13 protein-coding genes and 2 riboswitches are annotated in these 17784 nt (G+C 71.7%); of the genes, 9 read left to right on the top strand and 4 right to left on the bottom strand.

Annotation, left to right across the window (positions count from 1 at the left end):
* Nucleotides 1–38: 38 nt before the first annotated feature.
* Nucleotides 39–1241 (bottom strand): erythromycin esterase family protein, encoded by a 1203-nt coding sequence (locus ACZ6S6_RS10860; protein WP_469704914.1) that lies wholly within the window; start codon nucleotides 1239–1241, stop codon nucleotides 39–41.
* 58 nt (nucleotides 1242–1299) lie between these two features.
* On the opposite strand from ACZ6S6_RS10860, the gene ACZ6S6_RS10855 reads away from it, so the two are divergent.
* Nucleotides 1300–2049, top strand: a complete 750-nt coding sequence (locus ACZ6S6_RS10855) for a TioE family transcriptional regulator (protein ID WP_469704912.1) — start codon at nucleotides 1300–1302, stop codon at nucleotides 2047–2049.
* Nucleotides 2050–2117: 68 nt separating this feature from the next.
* On the opposite strand, the gene ACZ6S6_RS10850 is transcribed toward ACZ6S6_RS10855, so the two are convergent.
* Nucleotides 2118–3212: a Rieske 2Fe-2S domain-containing protein gene (locus tag ACZ6S6_RS10850; protein WP_469704910.1), complete on the bottom strand. Its 1095-nt coding sequence runs from the start codon at nucleotides 3210–3212 to the stop codon at nucleotides 2118–2120.
* 206 nt (nucleotides 3213–3418) lie between these two features.
* Nucleotides 3419–4831: a hypothetical protein gene (locus ACZ6S6_RS10845; protein WP_469704908.1), complete on the bottom strand. Its 1413-nt coding sequence runs from the start codon at nucleotides 4829–4831 to the stop codon at nucleotides 3419–3421.
* Between the two features lie 120 nt (nucleotides 4832–4951).
* Nucleotides 4952–5028: riboswitch (cobalamin riboswitch) on the bottom strand.
* A 404-nt stretch (nucleotides 5029–5432) separates the two neighbouring features.
* On the opposite strand from ACZ6S6_RS10845, the gene ACZ6S6_RS10840 reads away from it, so the two are divergent.
* From ACZ6S6_RS10840 to ACZ6S6_RS10820, 5 genes are read left to right on the top strand one after another with little or no spacing between them, the layout of a single operon-like run.
* A complete protein-coding gene (locus ACZ6S6_RS10840; RefSeq protein WP_469704906.1) occupies nucleotides 5433–8156 on the top strand; it encodes a prenyltransferase/squalene oxidase repeat-containing protein in 2724 nt (907 codons plus the stop codon).
* Nucleotides 8153–9076: a hypothetical protein gene (locus ACZ6S6_RS10835; RefSeq protein WP_469704904.1), complete on the top strand. Its 924-nt coding sequence runs from the start codon at nucleotides 8153–8155 to the stop codon at nucleotides 9074–9076. The genes ACZ6S6_RS10840 and ACZ6S6_RS10835 overlap by 4 nt, the downstream gene beginning before the upstream one ends.
* Nucleotides 9073–10266, top strand: coding sequence for an energy-coupling factor transporter transmembrane component T (locus ACZ6S6_RS10830; RefSeq protein ID WP_469704902.1), 1194 nt, complete (start codon nucleotides 9073–9075; stop codon nucleotides 10264–10266). The genes ACZ6S6_RS10835 and ACZ6S6_RS10830 overlap by 4 nt, the downstream gene beginning before the upstream one ends.
* Nucleotides 10263–11927, top strand: a complete 1665-nt coding sequence (locus ACZ6S6_RS10825) for an ABC transporter ATP-binding protein (RefSeq protein ID WP_469704899.1) — start codon at nucleotides 10263–10265, stop codon at nucleotides 11925–11927. The genes ACZ6S6_RS10830 and ACZ6S6_RS10825 overlap by 4 nt, the downstream gene beginning before the upstream one ends.
* On the top strand, nucleotides 11924–12748 hold the full coding sequence (locus ACZ6S6_RS10820) for an ECF transporter S component family protein (RefSeq protein ID WP_362963068.1): 825 nt from the start codon (nucleotides 11924–11926) through the stop codon (nucleotides 12746–12748). Before ACZ6S6_RS10825 ends, ACZ6S6_RS10820 begins: the two co-directional genes overlap by 4 nt.
* A gap of 80 nt (nucleotides 12749–12828) precedes the next feature.
* Here ACZ6S6_RS10820 and metE read toward each other — a convergent pair whose 3' ends face one another.
* Complete coding sequence (metE, locus tag ACZ6S6_RS10815; RefSeq protein ID WP_469704897.1) at nucleotides 12829–15147, bottom strand: 5-methyltetrahydropteroyltriglutamate--homocysteine S-methyltransferase; 2319 nt, start codon at nucleotides 15145–15147, stop codon at nucleotides 12829–12831.
* Nucleotides 15148–15310: 163 nt separating this feature from the next.
* A riboswitch (cobalamin riboswitch) is annotated at nucleotides 15311–15526 on the bottom strand.
* A gap of 310 nt (nucleotides 15527–15836) precedes the next feature.
* On the opposite strand from metE, the gene ACZ6S6_RS10810 reads away from it, so the two are divergent.
* The 3 genes from ACZ6S6_RS10810 (at nucleotide 15837) to ACZ6S6_RS10800 (ending at nucleotide 17781) form a co-directional block, all read left to right on the top strand.
* Nucleotides 15837–16085, top strand: coding sequence for a hypothetical protein (locus ACZ6S6_RS10810; protein WP_362963064.1), 249 nt, complete (start codon nucleotides 15837–15839; stop codon nucleotides 16083–16085).
* Nucleotides 16086–16282: 197 nt separating this feature from the next.
* Nucleotides 16283–16621, top strand: coding sequence for a YciI family protein (locus tag ACZ6S6_RS10805; protein WP_469704894.1), 339 nt, complete (start codon nucleotides 16283–16285; stop codon nucleotides 16619–16621).
* 2 nt (nucleotides 16622–16623) lie between these two features.
* Nucleotides 16624–17781, top strand: a complete 1158-nt coding sequence (locus ACZ6S6_RS10800; protein ID WP_469704892.1) for an RNA polymerase sigma factor — start codon at nucleotides 16624–16626, stop codon at nucleotides 17779–17781.
* Nucleotides 17782–17784: the final 3 nt, after the last annotated feature.

Here is a 17784-nt window from a genome sequence, read left to right as displayed (position 1 = left end):
CGGACCACGCGAGCCCAGCATGATCCAAACGAAAGACCCTAGCTCTGCGGGACGTCCTTGACGAAGACCATCCCGTCGACTCCTGCCAGGTGGGCCGGGTCAAGTGGGGCGTAGCCGTAGTAGGGAGACACCCGAGGGCCGGGTCGCGTGTCGCCGAAGGCGTCGGCCAGCCGGGGGACATCGACCACGCAGCGGTCGTCCGGGAGCGCGTACAGGAGCCCTTCGACGGTGTCCGGCGGCGGGGTGCCCACCCCCTGGTGCCGGATCGTGCCGAGGGCCGTGGCCAGGAAGGCGTACCCCTCACCGAGGCGGGCGCTCACGAGCGCGCCGGCGCTCCACCACTCCAGCGGCAGGCCGCCCATCCGCATCGTGCTCCTGGCCCGCTGGAGATGCCCGTTGTGGGCGTGGACCAGTGCCGGGCCCCGTTCGGCGAGGGCGAGCAGATTGGCCGCCATCATCGAATCCCGCAGGCTCACCAGCCACGTCATGCGGCTCGGTGAGGTGTCCGCCATCCAGAAGTGGTACCGCAGCAGCCCGGTGGCGGTGCGCCCGTACAGGCGTGCCCGGTCCCAGCCGTGCCACGAGGTCGCCGTGATCAGGTGCGGTGTCTGCGCGTCGAGCAGCGCCAACAGATCGTCGGCGAGCAGCCGCAGCTCCCTGGCCTCGTCCGACTGCCCGACGGACCGGGCCGGGTCCGTCATCGCGGCGGGGTCGGTCCAGCGGGCGTCCGCGCCGAGCAGGCGGTCGAGCGCTTCCGCGGTGCAGGGGAGCAGCGCCGGGTCCACCCGGTCCGAGAGATAGCCGTGGAGCGCGGTGAGGGCCGTCCGGGGGCTCGCGGCGCCGGTGATCTCCAGCGGGCCGTCGAAACCGGCGAAGCGGATCCGCTCGGACTCGGGCAGGCCTTCGTTGTGGGCGCGCATCCAGCGCACGAGCTCGCGGTTGGCGGCTGAGGCGCCCCAGCCGTGGCTGAATCCGTGCTCCATGGCCTCGTCGAGAGTGCCCGTGCCCGAGGTGACGTAGCCGTCCACGACCAGGCCCATCACGCAGTCACTCTCGATCGCGACCGTCCGGTAGCCCTCCTGCTCGACGAGCTGGCGGAAGAGCTCGTTGCGCACGTCGAGCAGCGCGTCCTCGCCATGGGTGGGCTCGCCCAGAGCGAGCAGCCGAGGCCGGGCCGGGAGCAGCTTCATGACGGCGGAGGCCTCGACGGCATGGGTGATGTCCTTGAAGTCAGTAGCCATGCCTTCAACGGTATCGTTGAACCTTCGGTTGAGACTTTCCCGCGATATTGGCAGGACCATGAGGCAGAACCTTCAAAACGATGGGCGGCTCAGGCCGGTCGATCTGGCGCGCGGGCACGGTCTGTCCACGCAGGCGGTCAGGAACTACGAGGAGGCCGGCATCCTTCCGGCCGCCGGTCGCACAGCCCACGGCTACCGCACCTATACCCCGCTGCACGCGGGCGCCCTGAGCGCATTTCTCGCCCTGGTGCCCGGCCACGGCCACCGGATGGCGACGTCGGTCATGCGGGCGGTGAACGAGGGCGCGGTCGATGAGGCGCTCCACCTCATCGACGAGAGCCACGCTCAGCTCCTCGACGACCGCCGCACCCTCCAGGCCGTGGAGAGCGCCCTCCGTGACCTGGAGCCCATTACGGCGTCCGAGCCCGGTACGGGCTCCGAACCGGCCGCGGTCCCCGGGTCCGGCGGTACGTTCATCGGGCCGCTCGCGGGAATGCTCGGCATCCGGCCCGCGACGCTGCGCAAATGGGAGGGGGCCGGGCTGGTGAGCCCGCGCCGCGACCCGCTGACCGGGTACCGCGTCTACGACGAGGCCGATGTGCGGGACGCCCGGCTGGCTCACCAACTGAGGCGGGGCGGCTACCCGCTGGAGCAGATCGCCCCGCTGATCGCCCAGGTACGGGCGGCCGGCGGGCCGGAGCCACTGGAGGCCGCGCTGGTGGACTGGCGCGGCCGGCTGTCCGCCCGGGGACGGGCGATGCTGACCGGGGCCGCGGAGCTGGAGGCGTACCTCCGCCTGCGCGGATGAGAATCCCCGGCCCGCCGGTTCCGGCCTCAGAGGAGTTGCGGAGTCGGAGAGCCGGCGAGTCGAGGCCGTCAGGGCAGCAAGGCTCCGCCGCCTCCCTCGCTGTGGTTGACCCGCGCCACCAAATCCCCAGTGGCCGGCTGCGGGTAGAACCGCCGGGCCCAGCGCCGGAACGGGCCGATCGGGCCGTCGCCGGAGGCCAGCCGGGGCGGTTGCAGGTACTGCTTGTGATGCCAGATCGGGAAGTCCGCTGCCGTGAACTCGCAACTGGACCGGAAGATGGCGCGGTCCAGCAGCCGGGCGGCGACACGGCTGACCGCCCGCGCGAGCGGGGGTGGCAGCCGGCCCGGCTCGGCGAAGGCGATGCGGTTCAACTGCCGGAACTGCATCCGGTTGGGCGCGATCGCCGTCGGCATCACCATCGTGCACATCCGCAGACCGAGGCGAGGTGTGTGCACGTCGGCATGAAGACAGCCGAGCCCGTACCCGTCCACCTCCACATCGACGGTGAACCCGCCCAGGAGCGGTGCCGTCTCATGGGCGCGCATGGATACGTGGAACGCGGCGTCGTCGTACACCACCGGCCCGCCGATCTCGGCCTTGGCCCAGCCGTGCAGGGTGGCGAAGTGCCCGAGGTCCACCGAGTTCTCGATGACCTCCTGGACGTTTCCGGCCAGCTCCCAGGCGGCCGTGCGGGCGGGCCGGTGGCCGATCTCGTGCCAGCGGGGGATCAGCCAGTCGGGAGCACGGCCGTCGTGGTGGCGCCAGACGAAGACGGCACCGTTGACCTCGTGCACGGGCAGTTGCGTCAAGGTGGAACGAGGCGGTGGGGTGCCGTATCCCGTACGCACGCAGGTGCCGTCGGCGCCGAACGCGAAGGAGTGGAAGGGGCAGGTGAGTTCGTCCCCGTCGAGCTTGGCCAGGCCGAGGTGGGCGCCGAGGTGCGGACAGTACGGGCGGATGGCCCGGACCGCTCCGCTCCCCAGCCGGTACAGCACCACGTCCTGGCCCGCCAGCGGCCGGGTCAGCACTCTGCCCGGCCGCAGCTCGTGCGAGAAGGCCAGCGCGGACCAGCCGCTCGGGTATGGCAGGGCCGGTGCACCAGCGGCGTCCGCCGGGGTCGGACCCTCACTGATGGCGCGCCCGTACTCGGGTGGCACTTCCACGACTTCCCCTTCCACGATTCGTCGCCCGGAGGCTGCCCCGGACCCCCGCGCGATTCCCTCAACATGCCGCATGTCACCCGAACGGGGACTGATGCGCGATGAGTTGACGTCGTATGTGTGCGTGCGTCACGTCGTCGGACCGAATCGTCGAGGAGGTCTCCCGGTACGAGCGGGGACTCGTCGCGGTGCCCACCCGTGGTGTGAGGTCAGGCGCCCCAGCGCAGGGCGACCGTGTCACCCGCGTTGATCACCTTCCCGCGGGCAGCTCCGGCGAAGGCCGAACCGTCGATGCTGACCTTCCAGGAGTTCGACCCGCTGTTGGACTTGCCGTTGACGGCGGTGACCGTGCCCGTTCCCGAGGAGGGCGTCACGCCGCTCACACAGCCGGACGGGGTGGCCGTGGTGGCGGCCGAGTCCAGAACCGTGCCGAGGGTGGTCGTGGTGCCGGTGGGCGTGAACGCGACGGAGCAGACCTTCAGGCCTCCCGCGCCGCCGTCAACCGTCAGGGCCAGCTTCGTGGCAGTGCCGGAGGCGAAGGTGCCCTGCGCCGCCCACCGGGGTGCGCCGCTGGTGACCGGGACCGGGGGAGCCGCGGTGAAACCGCCGCCCGCGACGGCACGCAGTCCGTCGATGGACGCGTAGGCGGATGGGGTGGTGTCACCGGGCAGGTACTTGAAGCCGCCGCCGGGGCTGAACTGCTGGGCTATCAGGAAGTCGACGGGGGTCTTGCCCGCGGAGGTGAGGAAGTCGCCGGTCTGCGGGTTGATGCCGCAGGCGTTGAGTCCGGAGACGGCCCAGCCGTTGGAGTCGGTGTTGATGCCGAACATGGCGTTGAACGCGCCGCTGCCCGGTACCAGCTTGCTCTTGAGGAACGCCTTGGCCCGGGAGATGCCGGTGTCGGTGTTCGCGACCCCGGAGACGCAGAGCGCGGCCATCGCGGCGCCGGTCATGTCGATGTCGCTCGTGGCGGCGAGCGCGGCCGGGTCGCCCTCGGCCTTGCTGAAGTTCCAGCCACCGTCGTCGTGCTGGTTGGCGCGGAGACGGGTGACGAGGGAGTCGCGCAGGGACTCGGGCACGCGCTGCGTCCCCGCCTGAGTCCTGGCGCCACCGAGGGCGAGCGCGGCGAAGACCGTCCCGTTGAAGTTCGCCGAGGGACCGAAGTAACCCGGTTCGGCCGTCTGCCAGTAGCCGTAGATGTCACCGATCAGATTGCGTGAGGCGGAGACCCGGGCCGGGTCGATACCGGCCGCGTACGCGTTGAGGGTGGCGCGTTCGTAGTCGCTGACCACCGGTGCCGCGGACGGCCAGCCCGCCGTGGCGAGCAGTGCGCGGTAGACGGATCTCGCGTTCTTCGTGGTGTCGCCGCCCGGTGTGACGTCGACCGCGGCGGTGCCGGCCGAGGCGAGTGCGCTGAACGCCCATTCGTTGGACAGCCCCGCCGAGGCGTAGGAACCGTCCGCCGCCTGGAGGGATTTGAGATACGCGACACCGTTCGTCTTCGACGTGGCGATCTGGGCCGGCGTGGCAGTGGCCGCGGCCGGCAGGACGCTCAGACAGAGCGCCCCGACTGCGGCGGTCGCCGTGAACGCGAGGCGACGTGAGATCGAGGGTCGGGACATGGCCTGCTCCTGGGATGAGGGGCGCGCCGACCGGGCCCGCGGGCTCCCCAGGGAGGCAGCACAACGGGCAGGCTGGCCGCCCGAACGCGTGGACCGGCTTCCTGTGGTGCGTCGCCGCTCGGGCATTCGGGCTCGGAACGGCCTCCAGCCGTCCCACTACCGCTGCGCGTCAGCCCCGGATTCTCACCGGGTTCCCCCAAGTGGCAGCCCAGGACGCTACCGGAGACGTTCCGGTCCCGCCAGACGTACCCCGCGCAGCCGCCGCGCACCCCGCCCCCATGCCTTGACGGCGTGTCACTCTGCGTGCTCCAATCCGCCTGATACGCACTGAGTTCCAGGGGAAGCCGGTCTGAATCCGGCGCTGACCCGCAACCGTAGGCCCGGTTCCACCGGGCGAGCCGGAATGCCTGGACCTGATCTTCAGCGAGAAACGCCGTCGCGGACTACGGCGTGGTCGATCAGCCCCGCCTGCGGTGAACCCGTGTGCGACGAGGCCGTCTCCACCACGTTCAGGTCCCCGCGGAGACAGAACGAGGGGGCCGCGGTGGGGACCGCACAGCGAAGAGACCGGCAGACGAGGACCAGGGCGTTCCTGTCCCTGATGTCAGCGGCATTCCTGCTGCTTGCCATGTCCGTGACACTCGTCACGGTCACCCCGGCCGCGGCCGACCCGCTCGGGGACTGCACGGCCACCAAGGGCGCGATCGTCGCTGTCGACTTCGGCCCCTTCGCGGGCAAGGTCGAGCGCGGCTGCGACACGACGCCGACGACCGGTTACGAACTCCTCGACGAGGCGGGCTTCACCACCGAGGGCACCCAGCACGACGGCCCGGCCTTCATCTGCCGCATCGGCCTCGGCTCCGGTACCCAGTACCCGACCACGGGCCAGGAGTCGTGCGTACTCACCCCGCCCGCCACGGCGTACTGGTCGTACTGGATCGCCTCACCGGGCCAGAGCAAGTGGACGTACAGCCAGTACGGCGCCATGGACCGCAAGCCGAAGGACGGTGACGTCGACGCCTGGGTGTTCGGCGGGACGGACATCGGCGGCACCACGGGCATGCCGACGTTCACACCGGACGACGTGCGCGCCGGGGGAGGCGGTGGGAGCCCTGATCCCGGCGGCACGCCGACCGCAGCGCCCGGTGAGATCGACGTCGCCGCCGCGGCCGGCTGGGTCGCCGGCACGCTCAAGGACGGCGAACGCGTCGTCGATGACGGCGCCGACACCGCCAACTACCTGCTGACCACCGAGGCCGCCTACGCTCTCGCGGCCGCGGACACCGACAGTGCGAACCTCGACAAGATCGCCGCGTTCCTCGCCGCCCACGCCGACGACTACGCCTACGCCGCCGGCAAGGACCAGGCACCCGACGCCACCGCCGCGGCCCGCCTCGCACTCGTTGCCGAGGTCACCGAAGGCGACCCGCATCACTTCGGCGGACACGACCTGATCGCAGACCTCCTGAACAACGTCTGCACCGCGGGTCCCGAATCGGGAACCTTCGACCCCGGTTGCACAGCGAAGGGCGACTTCCGCAACGCCTCCTACGGCGACGGCCAGGCCCTCGCGCTGCTCGCCGTGCTCCGTGCCGGTGCCGAACCCCCGGCCGCGACGGTCGAGCGGCTCACCCGGCTCCAGTGCGACGACGGCGGTGTCACCGGCATCCTGATCCGCCCCGGTGAGTACTGCGACGGCGACCCCGCCACCACCGGCCTGGTGGCCCTGGCCCTGCACGAGGCGGGAGGCCAGGACGCCGCCGTGGCCAAGGCCGGGACGTATCTGAAGAAGGCCCAGCGCGAGGACGGTGCGTACCCCGGCTACACGGGGTCCACGGCAGGCAGCGTCCACGCCACCGCCTACGCGGCCCAGGCACTGCGCGCGCTCGACGACACCGCACAGGCCGACGCGGCCGTGTCCTGGCTCTCGCGTGAACAACTGGACGGCGGCGGCTTCGGATTCGAGGAGGCGGCCACCGACCCGGCTCTCTACGCGACCGGCCCGGCGGTCCTCGCCGGCGCGGACACCGACCTCGCACGTCTGACGACGAAGAAGCCGGACCCGACGGACCCCCCGACCACCGCCCCTCCGACCACCGAACCGCCCACGACCGAACCGCCCACGACCGGCCCGACCCTCCCGGCCGGTGAAGGCCCCGATCTGAAAAAGGGGGTCGCCTACCTCACCAGCGCGGCCAACCTCGAGCAGGGGCAGTACTACGGTGACGGAACGGGCCGCGCGGACTTCGGTCTCACCATCGACGGCGCCTACGCCCTCGCCGCCACCGGCCTGAACAACGACAAGCTGCGCGGCATCGTCGACTTCCTCGACAAGGGCGGCAAGGACCCGGGCGGCAGGACCCTCCAGGACTGGACCAGAACCGGCACGAAGTACGCGCTCGGCGGCTCCATCGGCAAGGCCGCCCTGCTCGCCGAGACTGTCGGCCGCGACCCCCGCTCCTTCGGCGGCAAGGACCTCATCGCCGCACTGAACAAGGCGGTGTGCACCGCGCCGAGCACGGCTCCCGACCGCGGCTGCGCCGCCAAGGGCGCCTACACCTACGCCCCTTCCGTCTTCTCCCAGTCCTTGGCGATCATGGCCCAGGTGCGTGCCGGCGAGAAGACAGCGGCACAGGATCCGATCGCGTATCTGGAGAGCCTTCAGCACGGCAGCGGCGCCTGGCCCAGTCTGATTCCCGCCACGGACGACTCCGACGTCGACTCCACCGCCATCGCGGCCATGGCCTTGGACCTCGCGGGGGACGAGAAGGCCGGCAAGGCGGTGGACAAGGCGCTCGGCTGGATCGCGGGCAAGCAGCTTCCCGACGGCGGCTTCCCCGGCGCCGCGGGCGACTCCGTCAACTCCGCCGCCCTCGCCGTTCAGGGGCTCTCGCTGGACGCGAAGCGGTACGCCGCCCAGATCGCCAGGGCGCGTAAGTTCCTCGCGGGCCAGCAGAACACCGACGGCGGGTTCAACGTCGCCAAGGAAGGGCAGCGCGGATCAAACCTGCGCGCGTCCACCCAGGCGGTCGGCGGGGCGACCGGGATTTCGTTCGGCACGCTGGAGCGGAGCCTGACCGGCACCACGGAGCAGCCCACGCCCAGCCCCAGCTCCTCCACTCCGTTGATCGTCACGCCCGATGACTCCTCCGGGGGCACGGGCGGGATCGTCGACACCGACGGAGGCGGCGCCGGCGGGGGAGCGCTGGCCTCGACCGGTGTGCAGGTCGGCGCGCTGGTCGGTTTCGCGGCGCTGCTGGCCGGCGCCGGGTGGCGCGTGGTGGTCGTGGCCCGTCGCCGGGCCTCGGCGGGGGGACGGATATGAGCACCCCCGGGTGGCGCAGGGCCGTGCAGGCGGCCGCCGCCCTCCTCCTGTCGACTGCCGCACTGACGGCGACCGCGCCGCCGGCGGCGGCGGATCCACAGCCCATGGGCCGGTGCACCACCACATCCGGAGCCGTCCTCGCAGTCGACTTCAGCCACTGGGGCGGCCCGGTCTACCGCTCCTGCGGCACGACGCCGACGACCGGGTACGAACTCCTCAACCAGGGCGGCTGGCGGACCACCGGCACCGGACACGACGGCCCCGCCTTCATCTGCCGCATCGGATACAGCGGTCAGCAGGGCGGCAAGCAGTACCCGACGCCCCAGCAGGACGACTGCGTGCTGACGCCTCCGGCTTCCGCGTACTGGTCGTACTGGCACGCGGACCCGGGCGCGAATTCCTGGGAGTACAGCCGGCTCGGCGCCATGCTCTACAAGCCGAAACCCGGCAGCGTCGACCTGTGGATCTTCGGCGGCACCGACATCGGTGGCACCGAAGGACGTCCGAAAATCACCCCGGACCGACTGCGCGCCCACAACACCGCGGCGACGGGCAACGTCGGCAAGCCCGCATCGACCGAACGCGCCCCGGAGGTGCCGCCCGGCACCGACACGGGCCCGAAGGCGCCCGAGCAGAAGAAGCCGACGCCGTCGAAGTCCGCTTCCGCCACGGCGAAGCCGTCCAGGAACGCGTCGCCCAGCGCATCGGAGCCGGTGTCACCAAGCCCTTCGTCCACCGTCCCGGTCAGTCCCGCCGAGAGCGCTTCGGCCACCGGGACCGGGGTGGTCGACGCGGCTCCGGCAGCCGACGCGAAGGCCGACTCCGGCTCTCTGGTGCCGGTGGTGGTGGGCGGCTCGCTGATCGTGCTCGTCGGCGGAGCGGCCGTGTTCGCGGCCAAGCGCCGACGCCGCACGGAGTGACCGGGGTGTCGCACACCACTCCCGTGGCGGTCCGGCCGGTGTCCGGTCACACACCGGACACCGGCGGCCGTCGGCTGCCCCGCACGCTGCACCCGGTCGCGTGGTGGATCTGGGCACTCGCCCTGGCCACCGCCGTCAGCCGCACCAACAACCCTCTCCTGCTGTTCCTCGTGCTCGCGGTCCTCGGCTATGTCGTCACCGCGCGCCGTACCGAGGCACCCTGGGCCCGCGGCTTCGTCTACTACCTCTACCTCGCGCTCACCGTCGTCGCGATCCGCATCCTGTTCCGGGCGGTGTTCGCCACCGGGATCACCCCGCACGACCACTTCCTCTTCTCGCTCCCGCACATCCCGACCCCGGACTGGTACGCGGGCATCCAGCTCGGCGGACCGGTCTCGCTGGAGGCGCTGCTCTCGGCCGCCACCGACGGGCTGCGGCTGGCCTGCATGCTGTGCTGCGTCGGCGCCGCCAACACCCTCGCCAACCCCAAACGGGCCCTGCGGATCCTGCCCGGCGCACTCCACGAACTCGGGGTCGCTGTCACCGTCGCGATCAGCGTCGCACCCCAACTGGTGCAGAGCGTCCAGCGGGTGGCTCGCGCGCGCAGGCTCAGGGCGGGACGCGGCAAGGGGCTCAAGGCGCTGCGGGGCATCGTGGTGCCCGTCCTGGAGGACGCCCTCGAACGCTCCCTGCGCCTGGCCGCCGGAATGGACTCCCGGGGCTACGGCCGCGCGGGCACCGCCACCCGCCGCTCCCGCCGCGTCACCGGGGCGCTCATGCTCCTGGGGATGTGCGGTCTGTGCGCCGGGGCGTACGGGCTCCTCGACGCGACCACGCCCGCCTTCCTCGGCCTCCCCGCCATGGCGGTGGGCGCCGTGCTGTGTGTGGCCGGTCTGCGTCTGGGCGGACGCAGGGTCTCACGCACCACGTACCGGCCCGACCCCTGGCTGCTGCCCGAATGGGCCGTCGCCGGAGCGGGCGTGCTCTCCGCCGTCCTGCTCTTCGCCGACGTGGGCTACGACGCGGCCGAGCTCAACCCGTCCATCTACCCCCTCAGCTGGCCGACGCTGCCGCTGGTGCCCACCGTCGCGATCCTGCTCGCCGGGACCGCCGGGTTCCTCGCGCCGCCGCCGGCCCCGCCGCACCCGGTCGTTCCCCGACAGCGCGCCGAGAAAGCCGAAGCCACGTGATCACCTTCGATCAGGTCACCGTCCAGTACGACGACACGGCCGAACCCGCCCTGCGCGGGGTCGACCTCACCATCGAGGAGGGCGAACTCTGCCTCGTCGTCGGACACACCGGCGTCGGCAAGTCCACCCTGCTGGGTGCCGTCAACGGCCTCGTGCCCCACTTCACCGGCGGCACCCTCCACGGTCGTGTCACCGTCGACGGCCGGGACACCGCCCACCATCCGCCCCGCGAACTCGCGGATGTGGTCGGCGTGGTGGGCCAGGACCCGCTCGACGGATTCGTCACCGACACCGTCGAGGAAGAACTCGCGTACACGATGGAGCAGTTGGCCATCGCGCCGAAGGTCATGCGCAAGCGGGTCGAGGAGACCCTCGACCTGCTGGGCCTGGCCGACCTCCGCCACCGCCCCCTGCACGAACTGTCCGGTGGCCAGCAGCAGCGGGTGGCCATCGGATCGGTCCTCACCGCGCATCCCCGCGTCCTCGTCCTCGACGAACCCACCTCTGCCCTGGACCCGACGGCCGCCGAGGAGGTACTCGCGGCCGTCACCCGGCTCGTCCACGACCTCGGTGTCACCGTCCTCATGGCCGAGCACCGCCTCGAACGAGTCGTCCAGTACGCCGACCGCGTGGTCCACCTGCCGGGCAATGGCCAGGTCGTTCACGGCGCCCCCGGAGACATCCTTCGTACGTCCTCCATCGCCCCGCCGATCGTGGAGCTGGCCCGTGCCGCCGGCTGGAACCCGCTGCCGCTGTCCGTCCGCGACGCCCGCCGCGCCGCCGCCCCGCTCCGGGCCGGGCTGGCCGGCATCACGCCCGTTCCGGTACGTCCCGCCCAGGCGGCCGGACAGTCCGCGCTGCTGACGGCGCACGGCATCACCGTCAGCTACCACGCCGTCCCCGCCGTCCGCGCGGTCGACCTCGACCTGTGCGGCGGCGAGATCACGGCACTGATGGGGCGCAACGGCTCGGGGAAGTCCTCCCTGCTGTGGACGTTGCAGGGATCCGGCCCGCGCGGAGCCGGCACGGTCCGCGTCACCGGCGACGGGGGACCGCGCGATCCGCACACCATGCCCGCCGCCGACGCGCGGCGGCTCGTCGGGCTCGTCCCCCAGACGCCCGCCGACCTCCTCTACCTCGAAAGCGTCAAACAGGAACTCGACCAGGCCGACAGCGAGTCCGCCGACGGGAACGAGACCTCCGGGGCACGGGTCATCCTCGACCGCCTGGCCCCGGGCATCGCCGACGCGACCCACCCACGAGACCTGTCCGAAGGACAGAAGCTGGCCCTCGTCCTGGCGATCCAGCTCACCGCGACCCCTCAGGTGCTGCTGCTGGACGAGCCCACACGTGGGCTCGACTACCGGGCCAAGGCCGAACTGACCCGGATCGTCGCCGCACTCGCCGCCGAAGGCCGTTCCGTCGTCATCTCCACGCACGACGTCGAGTTCGTGGCACGGACAGCGGACCGGGTCGTGGTCATGGCCGAGGGCGACATCGTGGCAGACGGCCCCACCTCCGAAGTCATCGTCGCCTCACCGGTGTTCGCACCGCAGACCGCCAAGATCCTCGCACCGCTGCCGTTCCTCACCGTCGATCAGGTGACCTCGGCACTCGCAGCGGGCGGCGCCGCACCCCACGACGCCGAGGACCCGGCATGAGCGCCGGCGCCGCGACGGCCATCCGGCTCAACACCCGCGTCTCGCTGGTCATCGCCCTGGCCGCCTTCCTCGGAGCGGTCGCCTTCTTCTGGCCCTTCGTCGTCGCGCCGGGAAAGTTCGGCTCGAACTACGCCCCGCCCCTCATCTTCGGCGTCCTCCTGGTCCTCGTCCTGTGCGTGGTGCTCTCCGAGATGGCCGAGGGTGGCATCAGCTCCAAAGCCCTGGCCATGCTCGGCGTACTGTCCGCAGTCAACGCCGCCCTGCGCCCCCTGGGCGCCGGAACGGCCGGCATCGAGACGGTCTTCTTCGTGCTGGTCCTGGCCGGACGGGTCTACGGACCGGGCTTCGGCTTCACTCTCGGCTGCACCTCCCTCTTCACCTCCGCGCTGATCACGGGCGGCGTCGGGCCGTGGATGCCGTACCAGATGTTCGGCTGCGCGTTCGTGGGCATGCTCGCCGGATTCCTGCCCCGCGCCACCGGCCGCCGCGAGGTCCTCATGCTCGCCGGCTACGGATCGCTCTCGGGCTATCTCTTCGGCTTCCTGCTGAACCTGTCCTTCTGGCCGTTCTCCCTCGACCCGAACAGCTCCATCGCCTACCTCCCCGGGCTGCCGTTCACCGAGCAGTGGCACCGCTATCTCGCCTTCGACCTCGCCACCTCCCTCGGCTGGGACACCGGGCGGGCCGTCACCAACTTCGTCTGTATCGTGCTGGCGGGCCCGGCCGTGCTCACCACGTTCCGCCGGGCCGCCCGACGCGCCCGCTTCCAGGCCCCGGTGCGCTTCACCGCCTCCGGACCGGCGAATCCTGACGGGAAGTGAGGGCCGGACGGGCGGGGTGCCCGCGCCACGCTCACACGCGGGTACCCCGGCCCCCTCCGGTCCTCCGGATCCTTCCTGGGTCAGGAGGCGGGCAGCTCACCGCGGACGGTACGGGCCGCGGTGACCAGGTTCTCCAGGGACGCCCTGGTCTCGGGCCAGCCGCGGGTCTTCAGACCGCAGTCGGGGTTGACCCACAGCCGTTCGGCGGGAATGGCCTCCAGCCCCTTGCGGAGCAGAGCGGCGGCCTCGGCGGCGTCGGGAACCCGAGGGGAGTGGATGTCGTACACGCCGGGCCCCGCCTCGCGCGGGTAGCCGTGTGCGGCGAGTTCGCGGGCGACCTGCATGTGCGAGCGGGCGGCCTCCAGGCTGATGACGTCGGCGTCGAGGTCGTCGATGGCCTGGACGATGTCGCCGAACTCGGCGTAGCACATGTGGGTGTGGATCTGGGTGTCCGGACGCACACCGCTGGTGGTGAGCCGGAACGACTCGGTGGCCCATTCCAGGTACGCGGCGCGGTCCGCCGCGCGCAGGGGCAGCGTTTCGCGCAGCGCGGGCTCGTCGACCTGGATGACCGAAGTGCCCGCGCTCTCCAGGTCGTTGACCTCGTCCCGCAGCGCGAGGGCGACCTGCCGGGCGGTGTCCCCGAGGGGCTGGTCGTCGCGGACGAAGGACCAGGCCAGCATGGTGACGGGCCCGGTCAGCATCCCCTTGACCGGACGGCCGGTGAGCGACTGCGCGTACGAGGTCCAGCGCACCGTCATCGCTCCGGGACGGGAGATGTCGCCGGCCAGGACCGGCGGGCGGACGTAGCGGGTGCCGTAGGACTGGACCCAGCCGTGCCGGGTGGCCAGGTAGCCGGTGAGCTGTTCCGCGAAGTACTGCACCATGTCGTTGCGTTCGGGCTCGCCGTGTACCAGGACGTCGATGCCGGTCTTCTCCTGGAAGGAGATGACCTCACCGATCTCGGCCCTGATCCGCTCCTCGTAACCGGCCGTGTCGATGCGGCCCGCGCGCAGGTCGGCGCGGGCCGTGCGCAGCTCGTCGGTCTGCGGGAACGAGCCGATGGTCGTCGTCGGCAGCAACGGCAGCCCGAGATGGGCACGCTGGGCGGCGGCCCGCTCGGTGTAGGGCTGGGAGCGGCAGCCGTCGGCGTCGGTGACGGTGGCGGTCCTGGCCCGTACGGCGGGGTCGGCGGTGATCGGGGAGTTCCTGCGGGAGGCGAGGTCGGCGCGGTTGGCGGAGATCTCGGCGGCGACGGCGCCCGTGCCCTGGGCCAGTCCCCTGGCCAGCGTGACGACCTCGGTGGTCTTCTGCCCGGCGAAGGCGAGCCAGCGCAGGATCTGGGGGTCGATGTCCCGCTCGGGTGCCGTGTCGAGGGGGACGTGCAGCAGGGAGCAGGACGCGGCCACATCGACACTGTCGGCGAGGCCCAGAAGGGTGGCGAGGGTGGCGAGGGACTTCTCGTAGTCGTTGATCCAGATGTTCCGGCCGTTGACGACGCCGGCGACGAGCCGCTTCCCGGACAGTCCGCCGGCGGCGGCGAGGTCTTCGAGGTTGGCGGCGGCCGAGCCGGTGAAGTCCAGGGCCAGGCCCTCCACCGGGGCCTTCGCCAGGACGGGCAGGGCGTCGCCGAGCCGGTCGAAGTAGGAGGCGACGAGCAGCTTGGGGCGGTCGGTGAGACCGCCGAGGTCACGGTAGGTGCGGGCCGCCGCGTTCAGCTCGGCCGGGGAGCGGTCCTGGACCAGCGCGGGCTCGTCCAGCTGCACCCACTCCGCGCCCGCGGCACGCAGATCGGCGAGCACCTCCGCGTAGACCGGCAGCAGCCGGTCCAGCAGGGTGAGCGGTTCGAAGCCGGCCGGCGCCCCCGGAGCGGGCTTGGCCAGCAGGAGATAGGTGAGGGGACCGACGAGTACCGGCCGGGCGGTGTGCCCGAGCGCGAGGACTTCCTTCAGCTCGGTGACCTGCTTGGTGGAGTCGGCGGTGAAGACGGTGTCCGGGCCGAGTTCGGGGACGAGGTAGTGGTAGTTGGTGTCGAACCACTTGGTCATCTCCAGCGGCGCCACGTCCTGGGTGCCGCGCGCCATCGCGAAGTAGCCGTCGAGGGCGTCGGCGTCGACGGCCGCACGGTGGCGCGCCGGGACCGCGCCGACCATGACGCTGGTGTCCAGCACATGGTCGTAGTACGAGAAGTCGCCGGTGGGCACCTCGTGGACGCCGGCGTCCGCCAGCCGCCTCCAGTTGGTCCGGCGCAGGCCGGCCGTCGTCTCCCGGAGGGCGTCGGCGCTGACGCGGCCCTTCCAGTAGCCCTCGATGGCCTTCTTCAGTTCCCGGTTCGGGCCCTGGCGGGGGTAGCCGTACACGGTGGCTCGTGCTGCCGCGGCTGCGGGCTTGGCTGTCACGGAAATCTCCTTCGCGAGATGACTCCTGAACATCCCGGGGACGGGACACGGACGCGAAGGGATGACGTACCGGACGGATCTCGCACACGCCATCGGCGCGGTCTTCCGTCTGGTATGTACGCCGACCCGCCCACGAGGTCACCGGGATATCCGCACGCGAGGGGTCGCGTGCGGGCAACGGGCAGGTCTTCGGACTCGCGGGCACATCCGCCTGGGCGGACACCTACTGGCCGTCGCTTCCCAGATCCAACCGGATCCAGTGCGTATGACGGCGGTCGTTCCCACTCACCGCTGCGGGGCAGTCCCGGAATTCCACCGGGTTCCCTCTTGCGACGCGCCTGCCTGGCGGACAGGGCGAACCAGCTGCACGGACCAGACTAGACGGTCGTCCACTGCCCAGGCGCCGCTGTTCACATTCCGGAACGTGAAATGAGACCCCGGCCCATGTTCTCGGTGAGCGTGATCCGCTCTCCTGTGGGACGAATGTATTGCCCAACCTGGAGCAGGCCGTGCACCGTCGGAGCCGGGAGGCGGCCGAGGACGGACGAGGACGGACTGACCGGGGCGACCGGCCAGGGGCACGCAACCCCTGACCAGTAGCCATCCGTTACCGCGGTGGCCATGCATCAGCGCCGGTCACCCGGGTACCTGCACCGGGCATGACGCCTATGGGAGGAAGAGAGAACACCGTGAACGACCTTCACCCGAAAGACCGGGGGAACAGCGGAGACCCGATTCCGCGGGACCCGCCCGATCAGCAGGCCACCGCCGACGAGGACCCCTTGGACGTGGTCGGCGGCCCGATGCGGCCGAAGGCCGCCGAGCAACCGGACCTGGAGATGCCCGATACGGACGAGGCAGGAACCGGCCGGCGCGGCGCCCCGCCCGCAGGCCATCGCCATCCGGACCACCCCGTGCCCGACGAACCGTCCGGCTGACCCGGTTCCCGAAGGCACCCGAGGGGCCGGCCCGTCGCGTTGCCCACGATGACGCCGGCGCCGAGCCGGCGGCCGTACGGTTGGACCCGCTGCCGCTGCCCGCCTGCCGCTGCCCGGCATCGGTGACCCCGTCGCTGTCCCCTGCGCCGCTGCTCGTTCGTCGTGAGGGTGAGAGCCCGCTGATTCCGGAGGCCGTGATGCGGTACGCCCTGATGATCTACACCGAGCCCGGCCACGAGGAGACGCTGTCGGAGGAGGAACGCGAGGCGGCGTACGCCGAGTATCTGGCGTTGGCCGACGATCCGCGGTGCGTCGGCGCCGGGCAGTTGCAGTCCGCCGAGACGGCGACGAGTGTGCGCGTGGTCGGCGGCCGGACGCTGATGACCGACGGCCCGTTCGCGGACACCAAGGAGGTGCTCGGCGGCTTCTGCCTGATCGAGGCGGCCGATCTGGACGAAGCGATCGAGCTGGCGTCGCGTGTCCCGGCCGCCCGGCTCGGCGGTGTTGTGGAGATCAGGCCGGTGGTGCGGCGCTGAACGTGCTGGAGGAGGTCTTCCGGGACGAGTGGGGCCGGGTGCTGGCGTCGCTGGTCGGGTACCTCGGTGACTTCGACAGGGCGGAGGACGCCGCGCAGGAGGCGTTCGCCGTCGCGGCGCGGAGCTGGCCCGCTTCGGGCGTACCGGCCAATCCGGGTGCGTGGCTGGTGACGACTGCGCGCCACCGGGCGATCGACCGGATTCGCCGGGAACACACCCTTGCCGAGAAGATCCACCTGCTGCCCGCACCCGAGGCCGTCATGGACGAGTTCGACGACACCGTGATCAAGGACGAACGGCTTGAGCTGATCTTCACCTGCTGCCACCCGGCCCTGCCGCTGGAGGGGCAGGTGGCACTGACCCTGCGGGCCCTCGGCGGCCTGGAGACGGCTGAGATCGCGCGGGCGTTCCTCGTCTCCGAGGAGACCATGAAGCGGCGCCTGACGCGCGCCAAGAACAAGATCAGGGCAACCGGGATCCCGTTCGCGGTTCCGGGCGCGCAACTGCTGCCGGACCGCGTCGACGCGGTACTCGCGGTGATCTACCTGATCTGCAACGAGGGCTACCGGGGCCGGGTCGACCTCGGCGCCGAAGCCATCCGCCTGGGACGGGTGCTCGCCTCGCTCATGCCGGACGAGCCGGAGGCGCACGGGCTGCTGGCACTGATGATGATCCACCACGCCCGGCGGCGGGCCAGGTTCTCCGGCGAGGACCTCGTGCTGCTCGGCGATCAGGACCGGTCGCTGTGGGACACCCGCCGGATCGCGGAGGGACGGGTGGTGCTCGACCGGGCGCTCGCGCTGGGCGGGCGCGGCGCCTATGTCGTCCAGGCCCTGATCGCGTCGATGCAGACGCGGGAGCGGATCGACTGGCCCCGGGTCGCCGCGTTGTACTGGCGTCTGGTCGAACTCACCGGCTCCCCGGTGGTCGAGCTCAACCACGCGGTGGCGGTCTGCCAGGCCGGCGACCCCGCCGCGGCGCTGCGCACCGTCGACAGCCTCGACCTGGACGGGTACCTCTACCTCCACTCGACCCGTGGCGAGTTGTTGCGGCGTCTCGGGCGTGACGCCGAGGCCCGGAACGCGTACCGGCGGGCGCTCGAACTGGCCACCTCGACCCCCGAGCGACGGTTCCTGATCAGGCGGATCGAAGAACTCTGACCC

It is taken from the genome of Streptomyces sp. NPDC048671, assembly GCF_055587045.1.
This window is presented reverse-complemented; position numbering and strand designations above follow the sequence as displayed.

Coding starts and splice junctions, on each gene's coding strand:
- ACZ6S6_RS10805 (WP_469704894.1), top strand. CDS start 16,283: ATGCGGTACGCCCTGATGATCTACACCGAGCCCGGCCACGAGGAGACG.
- ACZ6S6_RS10860 (WP_469704914.1), bottom strand. CDS start 1,241: ATGGCTACTGACTTCAAGGACATCACCCATGCCGTCGAGGCCTCCGCC.
- ACZ6S6_RS10835 (WP_469704904.1), top strand. CDS start 8,153: ATGAGCACCCCCGGGTGGCGCAGGGCCGTGCAGGCGGCCGCCGCCCTC.
- ACZ6S6_RS10845 (WP_469704908.1), bottom strand. CDS start 4,831: ATGTCCCGACCCTCGATCTCACGTCGCCTCGCGTTCACGGCGACCGCC.
- ACZ6S6_RS10855 (WP_469704912.1), top strand. CDS start 1,300: ATGAGGCAGAACCTTCAAAACGATGGGCGGCTCAGGCCGGTCGATCTG.
- ACZ6S6_RS10840 (WP_469704906.1), top strand. CDS start 5,433: ATGTCAGCGGCATTCCTGCTGCTTGCCATGTCCGTGACACTCGTCACG.
- ACZ6S6_RS10820 (WP_362963068.1), top strand. CDS start 11,924: ATGAGCGCCGGCGCCGCGACGGCCATCCGGCTCAACACCCGCGTCTCG.